Here is a 12187-nt window from a genome sequence, read left to right on the forward strand (position 1 = left end):
ATAGAATATGATAACACTGGAAAAAGAAATTGAAAAAGTAATTCTGGTTGGTGTAGCCGGTGAAAGCGAAGAGGAGACAATTGCTTCCTTGGAGGAGCTGGAAGAATTGGCTAAAACAGCTGGTGCTGTAACGGTAGGAAAAATGATTCAAAAACGGGAAACGATTCATCCGGGAACATACGTAGGAAAGGGAAAACTTTCAGAGATTAAAGATGCTCTGTGGGAATTAGACGGAACTGGAATCATATGTGATGATGAACTTTCACCGGTTCAGCTTCGAAACTTAAGAGATGAACTCGATACCAAGGTCATGGACAGGACCTTGGTTATTTTAGATATATTTGCAGCAAGAGCCTCAACAAATGAAGGGAAAATTCAAGTAGAGTTAGCGCAGCTGAAATATCGCCAATCAAGGCTTACTGGAATGGGAATTTCCCTTTCCAGGTTAGGTGGAGGAATTGGAACCAGAGGTCCTGGTGAAAAGAAGCTGGAGCAGGATCGAAGAGTAATCAAAAATCGTATTGCTCAGCTAAACAGAGAACTTAAAGAAGTGAAAAGACACCGTGAGATAACGAGAGAAGCAAGAAAGCGGAATAAGCTGCCGGTGGTGGCAATTGTAGGCTATACAAATGCAGGTAAATCTACCTTACTAAATGGGCTTACGGGATCCGATATCCTGGCAGAGGACAAACTGTTTGCAACTTTAGATGCAACAACAAGAAGTGTAAAGCTTGAAACAGGAGGAGAGGTTTTACTGACTGATACGGTAGGATTTATCCGAAAACTTCCCCATCACTTGATTGAAGCATTCCGTAGTACTTTAGAAGAAGCAAAATATGCAGATGTCCTTCTTCATGTGGTGGATGCTTCAAATCCTGAAGTAGAGAGACAAATGTATACGGTATATCAGACCCTTGAGGAGTTGGACATAAAGGATAAACCAATTGTTACGGCCTTTAACAAACAGGATCTTTTGGAAGGTCTTTCTACATTGAGGGACTTTAAAGCGGATTATAGGGTTTCGATTTCGGCCAAAGAGAAGAGGGGCTTTGAAGAGCTGCTTGGTGCGATTGGAACCGTGTTGAGAGAGAAAAAAGTCTATATAGAGGGACGTTACGACTATAAAGAAGGGGATAAAATTCAGTTAATTCGTAAGCATGGAGAACTTTTAGAAGAAGAGTTTCGCGAGGATGGAATATGGGTAAAAGCTTATGTAACCCCTGAAATTTTGGAGAAGACACGTCCGAAGGAGGGAAAGTAATGGCCTTGCAGTTTGTTATGGGACCATCCGGTTCCGGAAAATCTTACTATCTACAGTCTTATACAATTGAAGAATCTATCAAATATCCGAAAGAAAATTTCATTATATTGGTTCCGGAGCAGTTTACTCTTACAACGCAAAGGGAGATTGTTACCAGACATCCAAAGAAGGGCATCATGAACATTGATGTCCTTAGTTTTGCGCGTCTCGCTTACCGTGTATTTGAAGAACAGGCATACAATGAGCTGATTCTTTTGGATGATGAAGGAAAAAACTTAATTCTTCAAAAAATAGCAAAGCATTGTGAAAAGGACCTCACAATACTAAAAGGAAATATGCAGAAACCGGGCTATATCCAGGAAGTAAAGTCTGTACTGTCAGAATTTATGCAATACGATATTGGAGAAGAGCAGTTGGATGAAATGCTGGAAGAGGTGGGTGAAAAATCACGCCTGTATTATAAACTAAAGGATATTGCAAGTCTCTATAAGGAATTCAAAGGGTTTATTGACAATCGATATTTAGCAAAAGAGGAATTACTAGACAAACTTTGTCCTCTTGTAAAGGAATCAAATATATTGAAGAATGCAACCCTTGTTTTAGACAGCTTCACAGGTTTTACACCGGTACAGATGCGTCTCTTAACAGAGCTTCTTTGTCATTGCAAGAATGTGGTCATTACGGTTACGATTCGAAAAAATGTAGATCCATATACGAATCCTCACCCGTATCATATGTTTGCACTCAGTAAGCAGATGGTGACCTCCCTGGTACAGATTGCAAGGGAGAGAAAAGTTGAAATTAAGGAGCCGGTACGGCTTTTTGAAGACTTGCCCTATCGTTTTGCACAGTCAGGATCTCTGGAACTTGCCTTTTTAAATAAGAACATATTTGGCAAATCCTATGAAGGGTTTCAAAATGAAGTGAAAAACATTCGGATTTTAAGAACAAAGAGCCCAAAAGAAGAGGCAATAATGGCAGCAAAAGAAATCCGACGCCTGATTCGAAATGAGGAGATGCGTTACCGGGACATTGGAATTATTGTAGGAGATATTGAGGTTTATCAGGATGGGCTTCGAAATGCTTTTCAGGATTATGAAATCCCCTTATTTATTGATGAGAAAAAGAGTGTTTTGTATAATCCGGTCATCGATTACATCCGAAGCTTTTTAATGCTGTTTACTGAAAAGTTTTCTTATGACAGCGTATTTCGATACCTAAAATCCAGTGTTTCTGGCTATGATTTTTTGTTGGTTGCAGAATTGGAGAATATTTGTCTGGCCAGAGGAACAAAGGGACAGAAAAAGTGGGAAGAGTTACAGCTTGAAAAGGAAGAATTGACAGAGCTGAAAAACAATTTTTTGAAAAAAGTACTGAAATATGCGCCTCGGTTCCGCAATGCACAAAAGACAGTCGAAGATATTGCAGGGATTCTTTACGAATTTTTAGTAGAGGAAGAGATTGAAGCAAAGCTCAGAGAGAAAGAAGCTTATTTTGAAGAAAAGAAAGAATTTGAAAGAAGCAAGGAATACGGTCAAGTATACCGGATTCTTCTTGAGCTTCTGGATAAGATGGTGGCTCTTTTAGGAGAAGAAAAGATTGCTTTAAAGGATTTTGTGGAGTTGCTGGACGCAGGACTATTAGAGGCCAAGGTGGGGGCAGTATTTCCGGGAATGGATCAGGTGATTGTAGGAGATTTGACCAGAACACGACTGGATCATATAAAGGTTTTATTCTTTATAGGAGCGAATGATATTTATATTCCAGGAAATCTCAATACACATGGCTTATTAACGGAGTCAGATCGAGAGAAATTCCGGGAAAAGAAATATGCCTTATCACCTGGAGGAAAAGAAAAAGCTTATACCCAAAAATTCTATCTGTATAGTAACTTAACGAAACCATCAGAACGGTTATTTATCAGCTATTCTACAATGGGAATTGATGGAAGTGCTCAAAGGCCTTCCTACCTTATTGGAGAGGTAAAAAGGCTTTTTGGTGATATTGAAGAAAGAATTGATGATGAAGTCCCATTGTGGAAGGATGAAAATACGACTGGAAGTGGATTTTCTAAGGTGATTCATTCTTTATGGAAAAGAAATGAATATGTTTCAGATGAAACGAAAGAATTAATAAAATGGTATCGGGAAAGAAAAGAGTATGAAGAAAGGCTTTTGAATATTTTCCAGGCAAGATTTGGAAGTAGAAAAATCCAGAATCTTTCAGAAGAAATAGCAAAAGCAATGTATCACGAAGACTTCCGTGAAAGTATTTCCAGAATGGAAAACTATGCCAACTGTGCCTACTCTCATTTCTTGAATTACGGATTGCATTTAAAGGAACGGGAAGAGTTTACTTTTAATGCAATGGATTTAGGGAATGTGTGTCATGGGGCTTTGGAAAAATACTCCAAAAGTCTCAAAGAAAAAAGAATACGCTGGGGAGATTTAGAGGAAGAGGAAAAAGAAGCCCTTGTCAATGAATCAGTAGAACGTGAAGTGGAAGAGTTTAAAAATGACATTTTTGATGATACAAAGGGAAATGCCTTTTTGATTACTCGAATCAAAGAGCTTTTGAAGAAAACAGTATGGGCTCTGACGAAGCAGCTGGAGGCAGGAGACTTTATTCCTACTTATTTTGAAGAGAAGTTTGAGCATGGAATTATTGACCGTATCGATTTTTCGGAAACGGAGGATAAGGTCTATGTGAAAGTATTGGATTACAAAACAGGTCATAAGGAGTTTGATATTACAGAGGTGTATTATGGATTGCAGCTCCAGCTTTTGTTTTACTTAAAGGCAGCTCTTTCAAAAGCAGAGAGGGACTATCCAGGGAAAGAGGCAATACCTGCAGGCGCAATGTATTATCAAATCAAAAATCCTCTTATTGAAAAGACAAAGGATGAGACTGCGTTAATGAGACTCCTCCTTAAAGCCCTAAAACCTGATGGAGTTATTAATATTGAAGAGGAATGCCTTCCCCATTTTTTAACCCAAAAGGAAGGCGGGGAAGAAATTCTTCCAATACAGTTTAATAAGGATGGAAGTTTATCAAAGAGATCCTATCAAAAAGGAGTAGAAAAAGAGGATTTAAAGGTGATGATGGACTATTCAGAGACCTTGATTGCAAAAGAGAAGGGGGAAATACTGGAAGGACGGATTGCTCCGGAACCGATTAAATTAGGGAAAAAGACGGGGTGTGATTTTTGCCCCTATGGTTTTATCTGCGGATTTGATGGATCAAAAAAGGAATACGAATATCGGGAAGCAACGCCGGTGGATATGGAAGAAGGACTCAGAAGAATGAAAGGAGGAGAAGAGAATGGAAATGAAGTGGACGCCTGAACAACAGCAGGTAATTAATTTAAGAGACCGGGATCTATTGATATCTGCAGCGGCAGGTTCCGGTAAAACCGCAGTGTTAGTAGAGCGCATTATCCAAAGGGTATTAGACCCCGTTTCTCCTTTGAGTGTAGATGAGCTTTTAGTTGTAACTTTTACGAAGGCAGCAGCGGCCGAAATGAAGGAAAGAATTCGCATAGCAATAGAAAAAAAAGCAGAAGAGAACCCGGAGAATGAACATCTTGCAAACCAAAGTATTTTAATTCATAATGCCCAGATTACCACAATTGACAGCTTTTGCATGTCTGTAATAAAGGACCATTTCCACGAAATAGATTTAAATCCTAATCTTCGAACAGGTGAAGAGGGAGAATTAAGGCTTCTTATGAAGGATGCCATGAAGGAAATCTTTGAAAAGGCATATGAAGAGGGAGAGGATTCTTTTCTGGACTTTATTACTTCCTATGGATCTATTCGGGGAGATGAATCTTTGGAGGATATGATTTTAAATGTTTACCAGTATTCAAAAAGTAACCCAAACCCGGATGAGTGGTTAGCAAGTTGTCTTCAAACCTACGATATTGACTCGGAAGAGGAAATGGAGCAATCGAATTTTATAAAAGAAATTATTCAGTATACTCAAATGCAAGTGGATGGGTACGTGGAGTTCATGAGACAAGCAGCTGATAATTGTATGCTGGAGTGTGGACCCAAATCGAATCAAGGGTATTTTCAGGAGCTGGAGCAGCAGCTTCTTTCAATAAGAGAACAGGAAACGTATCAGAAATTATATGAGGGGATAAGAGGGTTTTCCTTTGGAACACTGCGTCAGAATAAGAAGGATGAGGCAGATGAAGAATTAGTAGAAGAGAATAAATATCTGCGTGATACAGTAAAGAAAGGACTTGCGAAGCTAGTAAAGGATTTTTATTTTCAGGAACCATTAGAAATGCTTTCTGATATGAAGCAATGTAAGCCCTATATTCATGTGATTGTATCTCTTGTGAAGCAGTTTGATGAATACTATACGGAAGAAAAGCGAAAGAAAAACATCCTGGATTTTTCAGATATGGAACATTATGCATTAAGAATATTACGGGATCCTCAGGTTGCAGTAGAATATCAAAAGCAATTCAAAGAAATTATGGTAGATGAATATCAAGACAGCAATTATCTTCAGGAAGAAATATTCCAATGCATTTCCCGTATTTCTCAGGGAGAATATAATATGTTTATGGTAGGAGATGTGAAGCAGAGTATTTATCGCTTCCGCCTTGCAAGGCCAGACTTGTTTCTTTCAAAATACCAAAGGTATTCGATTGAAGAGTCCCAAACCCAGAGGATAAGTCTAAGCAAAAATTTCCGAAGCAGAAGTGAAGTACTGAAGGGAGTGAATTATCTCTTTGAACGTATTATGAAGCCAAGGGTGGGAGGAATTCTTTATGATGAGGAAGCGAGACTAAATCTGGGGGCGTCTTATAGAGAGTCGGCAGATATGAAAATGGAGCTTCGGATCTTGGAACAAGGAGATTATGAGGAAGAGAAAAAAGAAGTAGAAGCCAGATATATTGCAAGCCGTATTGAAGAGATGGTGGGCGTAATGGAGATTGAAAAGGGGCTGGTGGAATATCGTGACATCGTAATTCTCTTACGTGGCATCAAAAACACAGGGGAAATATACCAACAAGTATTAAGCGAAGAGGGGATACCGGTACACATTGCCTCTCAAGAAGGATATTTCAATACCCGTGAAATAAAAACGCTGATTGACTATCTGAAAATTATGGATAATCCAAAACAAGATATTCCCCTTACAACGGTCTTGGTTTCTTCATTTGGAGGACTGAATGAAGAAGAATTGGCAATAATACGAGGTGAGATGGATCCAAGTCTGCCTTTTCATGATGCTGTTTTCACATATAGAAAGGAAGGGAGAAATGAAAAAGTTTCAAAAAAATTAATTCGTTTCGAAAGCCAGCTGGAGGATTTTAAAGAAAAATCCGTCTATTTGCCAATCCATGAGCTGCTTACATATATCGTGAAAGAATCAGGATATCTGGAATTAAATATGGCTCTTTGTGATGGGGAGCAGAGGATGGCAAATATAGAGATGTTGATAGAAAAAGGCCGTACTTTTGACAGCACAAGCTATAAAGGAGTCTTTCACTTTGTACGTTATATTGAGCAGCTGCGTAAATATGAGCTGGATTTTGGAGAAGCCAATTTACAGGATGAAAATGCGAATGTCGTGCGTATTATGACAATTCATAAGAGTAAAGGACTTGAGTTTCCAGTTGTTTTCCTGGCGAACACGGCGCAGAAGTTCAACGCAAGGCAGTACAGTGCTGGAATTCAAACTCATCCATCTATTGGACTGGGAATTGACTTGAGAAATCAGGCCAGGAATATGATGAGTCCAGGGATTGTAAAAAAGAGTATTATACAGTCAGAAAAGCTGGAATCTTTAGGTGAAGAAATCAGAGTTCTTTATGTTGCTCTTACAAGAGCGAAGGAGAAGCTTGTAATAACTGGAATTCTAGAGGAAGCAGAGGAAGAAATCCAAAAGGGAAAAATTTCGTTGTTATCGGAGTCAAAGACTTATTTGGACATGATGATACCTTGCTTTTTTCAACAAGGAGCAAAAGATATTGTTGATGCAAAACTTGTAGCGAAAGATGAATTTATATTTCAAAAGAAAAAGGAAGCATTGATTGATGATTTGATCAAAATAGACATCGATAATATTTCTCCAGAGAAAACATATGATGAAAAAACAAAAGAGGTACTGGAAGAGCAATTTAATTATTTCTATCCTCATAAAGTTAGTAGCCAAACGAAGCCCAAGTATACAGTCTCTGAACTTAAGCAGCGTTATATAGATGAGAATGAAGAGAATGAGTTCCTTCTATATAAAAGAGATTCTGAAAAGGAACAGCTTGTCCCAGAATTTATTCGGAAGGAAAAGCGCTACACAGGAGGTGAAAGAGGAAGCCTGTACCATAAAGTGTTTGAATTAATTGACTATTCAAAACAATATACAATAGAGGAGATTAGTGACTTTTTAGATGATATGGTGGATAAAAATCAGCTTAGCAAGGAAATGAGAATTATAATTAACGAAATAGAAATTAAAAAGTTTCTAGATTCTCCTTATGGTAAGGAAATGCATGAAGCGGCAAAAAAGGGTGACCTTTTTAAGGAACAACCCTTTGTCTTGGGAGTTGAATTGGAGGAAGCAGAAGAAACGGTACTTGTTCAAGGAATTATTGATGTTTATTATGAGAGGGATGGAAAGCTTACTTTATTAGATTATAAAACAGACAACGTAGAGAAGAAGGAAGTCTTAATACATAAATATAAAGAACAGCTTCGTTATTATAAACAGGCCTTGGAGCAACTGACAGGTAAAGAAGTTGAGAAGCAGGTGATTTATTCAACAAAATTTGGAGAAGGATATGCAATTTAATTTTTTATATAATACTATATTGACATACTATATTATATGACGTATAATATGCATATGAAAACAGTATTGTATAGAAAAGGAGTGATGATATGGTGTTTAATACTGGTGCAGCGCTTTTGGATGCGATTGTACTTGCGACGGTCTCTCATGAAGATGAGGGGACATATGGATACAAGATAACTCAAGATGTGAGAAGTGCCATTGAGATATCGGAGTCAACGTTATATCCTGTGTTAAGGAGACTTCAAAAAGATGAGTGCTTAGAGGTATATGATAGACAGATTGACGGGAGAAACAGACGCTATTATAGGGTTACAGAAAAAGGGGTAGCCCAGTTGAATCTTTATTGGATAGAATGGAAAAACTATACCGGAAAGATTAATAGACTTTTTGAGGGAGGTGCAACAGCATGAAGCGTAGAGAATTTATGGCTGAGTTATCCTCGTTACTCATATCATTACCACTAGAAGAAAGAAACGAAGCATTAGCATATTATGAGGCGTATTTCGATGATGCTGGTGCAGATAAAGAAGAAGAAGTGATTAGAGAGCTAAAAAGTCCCAGAGATGTTGCGGCAACAATTATACAAAATGCAGATCAAGGGAGCTACAATACAGCATCCTCCCAGGAGGTTCCATATAATCCTGGCAGGGGACAGCAAGAAGGTTCTCATGTGAATTCCCAAAATAATAGTGTATTAAAGATTGTGGTGCTTATTCTTGCTATTATCATTCTGGGTCCTGTTGTGATACCAGTGGCTTTCTCTATTGTTGTTGCAATAGCCGCTTTATTCTTTAGCATTTTGATTGCATCATTTGCAATTGCAATCGCAGGAGTGGCAACTCTTGTCTTAGGGTTTGCACTTCTCATTCCTGAGCTCGTAGTGGGAATTGCAGTGATTGGTATCGGTCTCATTTTACTGGCAATTGGTATTGTAGCCAGTGTGGCCAGTGTTCGGCTATGCATGGTTGGCATTCCGGGAATATGCAGATTTATTGTGAATGTATGCAGAATGCCATTTAACCGAAAGGTGGTGGCGTAATGAAAAAAGGATGGAAAACATTTTGGGTGATTATGGCGTCCATGGCAGTACTGGGGCTCGTTCTGACGATATTAGGTGTTTCCCTTGGTGCAAGCACGAGAGTAATCAGGAATGAGCTGGGATTTGGTCCATTTTTTGATTATGATTTTGATAATGATGACTTAGGAAATGCAAAAGTAACGGAATATGATGATATCCGATCCTTAGATGTGAAATATTATTATGGAAAACTGGAGATTCTAACAGATTCAAATGCGAAAAAAATTAAAGTGGAAGAAATTACGCGCACAGGAAGAAGTGCAGATTATGAAGTAGAAGATGGAGAACTTCAAATCGAGTCACACAAAGGTGGTATCTCCTGGTTTAACACAAGAGGAAATCGTTCAATGCGAATTACAATTCCTCAAAAGTTACAGTTGGATGAAGTGGATTTGGAATTAGGTGCAGGCCAACTGCAAGTCAATAACCTATCGGCGAAAGAGATTCATTTAGAGGTAGGAGCAGGAGAAGGAAAGTTAGAAGATTTTCAGGGGGATTATGTGACGATTAAAAATGGTGCCGGACGAGTTGAAGCAACAGGAGATGCAACAAGAAATCTTGATGTGGAGACAGGGGTTGGCGAAGTCGTAGTTGGAGTTAAGGGAGATAGTACCGATTACAATTATAGTGTGTCCAGTGGAATCGGAGAAGTTCGAATTGGAGAGACTTCTTATGGAGGAATTGGCAGTGATGGAAATGTTTCAAATAATAGTGACAGAGACATAAAAGTCGAGTGTGGGGTTGGAAAAGTTGCAATAAGTTTTAATCAATAGGAGGTAGGAGCATGGAGCCTAGAAAATTATATCGTTCAAGAAGAGACAGACAAGTGTGTGGAGTGTGTGGAGGAATTGCAGAATATTTTAACGTTGATTCAACATTGATTCGATTAGGAGCCGTCCTTGGTGCATTTGTATCTTGTGGCACAGTAGTATTGGCTTACTTTCTTGCGGCAATCATTATACCGGATTATCCAATGGTGCCGTAATGTGACAAAAGTGTTACGAATGTTAAATAGTATGAACAATTCCTGGTATTAGTTGAAATGAAATCACCCTTTTGATATAATCCTTAAATTGGATATAGAAAAAGGGTGATTTTGTATGATTGAAACAATAGACATACTGGATATAAATATTAGCAGAATATCTTCCAAAGAGGCGATGAAGCTTGTGATTCGGTTTTGCGGCAGTGAAGCTCTCAGTGTGGTTGAGGTTATGAATCTTGATACGGCCATGCAGTTAGATGGCAATGAGGAACTGATTAGGAGCATGGAAGATTTCGATTTAATTCTTCCGGGAGATGATCACATCCTGGAGGCGGCGAATATTACGGAGAAGAAGCTGTTGGAAGAAGCCAGGGGTAAAACTTTTACGAAGCTATTACTCAAGTACTTGAATCGTGAAAAGAGCAGGATATTTCTTCTGACGAACTCGGAGGAAGAAGGAAAAGAATTTTACCATCTTCTAAACTCAAGATATGAGAACATTCAACTTGTTGGAATGGCAAAGGTGTCTGAGGAAAACCGTTCTGACGATATGCTGGTAAATGCAATTAATGGCGGGGAAGTAGAATGTGTGCTTTCGATTTTGTCAACACCCCTCCAGGAAGACTTTATTCTTAAAAACAGAAATTTGTTAAATGCAAGAATTTGGCTGGGTATTGGAAAGGACTACACAATCTCCTCGAAAGAGCGGCTGATATCAGAGAAATTAACCCAGTTTCTAAAGAAGAAAATACTGAAAATTCGAATACAGCAAAGAAAAAACATGCTCTAAATTGGGCAAATTGATAAGTGCGAAAGAGGAAATCAACAAAAAAAAATGATTTCCTCTTTATTTATTTGTTAATATGTATTAAGATATATGTGTACGCTATAAGAAATGAACTAGAAGGAATGAGAAAAATTGTGAAAAATGTATATGTTAAGATGTGGAGGATACTAGTATGATATCTAATCAGATACTTCAAAATACGATAGAAGGTTTGAAGTCAATTACCAGAATTGATATTTTGATTTTAGATTTGGATGGAAAAAGTGTGGTGAGCACAAATGCTACCCACGAAAGCTATGAGGAACAAATCAGACCATTCGTAAATTCTCCGGCGGACAGTCAGGAGATTAAAGGGAAACAGTTTTTTAAGATTTTTGACGATCATCAATTAGAGTATGTATTGGTTGTCAGTGGTAGTAGTGAAGATATCTACATGATTGGAAAGATAGCAGCTTTTCAGATTCAAAATCTACTAGTGGCCTACAAAGAAAGATTTGATAAGGATAATTTCATCAAAAATCTTCTTTTGGACAATTTATTGTTAGTGGATATTTATAACCGCGCAAAGAAATTAAGAATCGACACGGAAGTAAGAAGAGTTATTTTTATCATTGAAACAAAAAAAGAAAAAGAAGGAAATACTCTTGATATTATTAGACGAATCGTAGGAAGTCCTACAAAAGATTTCGTAACAGCAGTTGACGAGAAGAGTACAATTGTGGTAAAAGAATTAGAGGCGAAGGATGGAATTGAGGAATTGAACAGAATTGCTCAAAGCTATTATGATTTTCTGAAAGATGAAGGAGAAGATCAGATTTTAATTGCCTATGGAACTATTGTAGATGATATTCGTGAAGTGTCAAAATCATACAAAGAAGCAAAGCTGGCTCTAGATGTAGGGAAGATTTTCTTTGATGAGAAGAATATTGTTGCATACAGCACACTTGGAATTGGGAGATTGATTTACCAGCTTCCCATACCATTATGTAAGATGTTTATACGTGAGATTTTCGAAGGAAAGTCTCCGGATGATTTCGATGAAGAGACATTAACAACTATTAATAAATTCTTTGAAAACAATCTAAACGTATCGGAAACATCCAGACAACTATATATTCATCGAAATACTCTTGTATATCGATTGGATAAACTTCAAAAAGGTACCGGACTTGATTTGCGTGTATTTGAAGATGCTATCACATTTAAAATTGCGTTGATGGTAGTAAAATACATGAAATATATGGAATCTTTGGAGTATTAGTAACA

Annotated in this window: 9 protein-coding genes; all 9 read left to right on the top strand. The window is 38.0% G+C overall.

The genetic code is table 11. The features are described from left to right. The first annotated feature begins 7 nt into the window (after positions 1 to 7). The gene (gene hflX, locus NHH15_RS09380; RefSeq protein ID WP_262066404.1) at positions 8 to 1261 is read left to right on the top strand and encodes a GTPase HflX; all 1254 of its coding nucleotides are present in this window, start codon (positions 8 to 10) and stop codon (positions 1259 to 1261) included. Then, on the top strand, positions 1261 to 4605 hold the full coding sequence (locus NHH15_RS09385) for a PD-(D/E)XK nuclease family protein (protein ID WP_262066405.1): 3345 nt from the start codon (positions 1261 to 1263) through the stop codon (positions 4603 to 4605). Before hflX ends, NHH15_RS09385 begins: the two co-directional genes overlap by 1 nt. Then, positions 4583 to 8068, top strand: a complete 3486-nt coding sequence (addA, locus tag NHH15_RS09390; protein ID WP_262066406.1) for a helicase-exonuclease AddAB subunit AddA — start codon at positions 4583 to 4585, stop codon at positions 8066 to 8068. The genes NHH15_RS09385 and addA overlap by 23 nt, the downstream gene beginning before the upstream one ends. A gap of 89 nt (positions 8069 to 8157) precedes the next feature. Continuing rightward, the gene (locus NHH15_RS09395; RefSeq protein WP_262066407.1) at positions 8158 to 8481 is read left to right on the top strand and encodes a PadR family transcriptional regulator; all 324 of its coding nucleotides are present in this window, start codon (positions 8158 to 8160) and stop codon (positions 8479 to 8481) included. Beyond that, a complete protein-coding gene (locus NHH15_RS09400) occupies positions 8478 to 9110 on the top strand; it encodes a DUF1700 domain-containing protein (RefSeq protein ID WP_262066408.1) in 633 nt (210 codons plus the stop codon). The genes NHH15_RS09395 and NHH15_RS09400 overlap by 4 nt, the downstream gene beginning before the upstream one ends. Next, positions 9110 to 9922 (top strand): DUF4097 family beta strand repeat-containing protein, encoded by an 813-nt coding sequence (locus tag NHH15_RS09405; protein WP_262066409.1) that lies wholly within the window; start codon positions 9110 to 9112, stop codon positions 9920 to 9922. The genes NHH15_RS09400 and NHH15_RS09405 overlap by 1 nt, the downstream gene beginning before the upstream one ends. Before the next feature lie 11 nt (positions 9923 to 9933). Then, on the top strand, positions 9934 to 10134 hold the full coding sequence (locus NHH15_RS09410) for a PspC domain-containing protein (protein ID WP_262066410.1): 201 nt from the start codon (positions 9934 to 9936) through the stop codon (positions 10132 to 10134). Between the two features lie 115 nt (positions 10135 to 10249). After that, complete coding sequence (locus NHH15_RS09415) at positions 10250 to 10924, top strand: WecB/TagA/CpsF family glycosyltransferase (RefSeq protein ID WP_262066411.1); 675 nt, start codon at positions 10250 to 10252, stop codon at positions 10922 to 10924. Between the two features lie 169 nt (positions 10925 to 11093). Continuing rightward, a complete protein-coding gene (locus tag NHH15_RS09420; RefSeq protein WP_262066412.1) occupies positions 11094 to 12182 on the top strand; it encodes a PucR family transcriptional regulator in 1089 nt (362 codons plus the stop codon). Positions 12183 to 12187 lie beyond the last annotated feature (5 nt).

Origin of the sequence: Aequitasia blattaphilus, assembly GCF_024721305.1 — a bacterium.
In the GTDB taxonomy this organism is placed as follows: Bacteria; Bacillota; Clostridia; order Lachnospirales; family Lachnospiraceae; genus Aequitasia; species Aequitasia blattaphila.

Coding starts and splice junctions, on each gene's coding strand:
- NHH15_RS09395 (WP_262066407.1), top strand. CDS start 8,158: ATGGTGTTTAATACTGGTGCAGCGCTTTTGGATGCGATTGTACTTGCG.
- NHH15_RS09410 (WP_262066410.1), top strand. CDS start 9,934: ATGGAGCCTAGAAAATTATATCGTTCAAGAAGAGACAGACAAGTGTGT.
- NHH15_RS09420 (WP_262066412.1), top strand. CDS start 11,094: ATGATATCTAATCAGATACTTCAAAATACGATAGAAGGTTTGAAGTCA.
- NHH15_RS09415 (WP_262066411.1), top strand. CDS start 10,250: ATGATTGAAACAATAGACATACTGGATATAAATATTAGCAGAATATCT.
- NHH15_RS09400 (WP_262066408.1), top strand. CDS start 8,478: ATGAAGCGTAGAGAATTTATGGCTGAGTTATCCTCGTTACTCATATCA.
- NHH15_RS09385 (WP_262066405.1), top strand. CDS start 1,261: ATGGCCTTGCAGTTTGTTATGGGACCATCCGGTTCCGGAAAATCTTAC.
- hflX (WP_262066404.1), top strand. CDS start 8: ATGATAACACTGGAAAAAGAAATTGAAAAAGTAATTCTGGTTGGTGTA.
- NHH15_RS09405 (WP_262066409.1), top strand. CDS start 9,110: ATGAAAAAAGGATGGAAAACATTTTGGGTGATTATGGCGTCCATGGCA.
- addA (WP_262066406.1), top strand. CDS start 4,583: ATGGAAATGAAGTGGACGCCTGAACAACAGCAGGTAATTAATTTAAGA.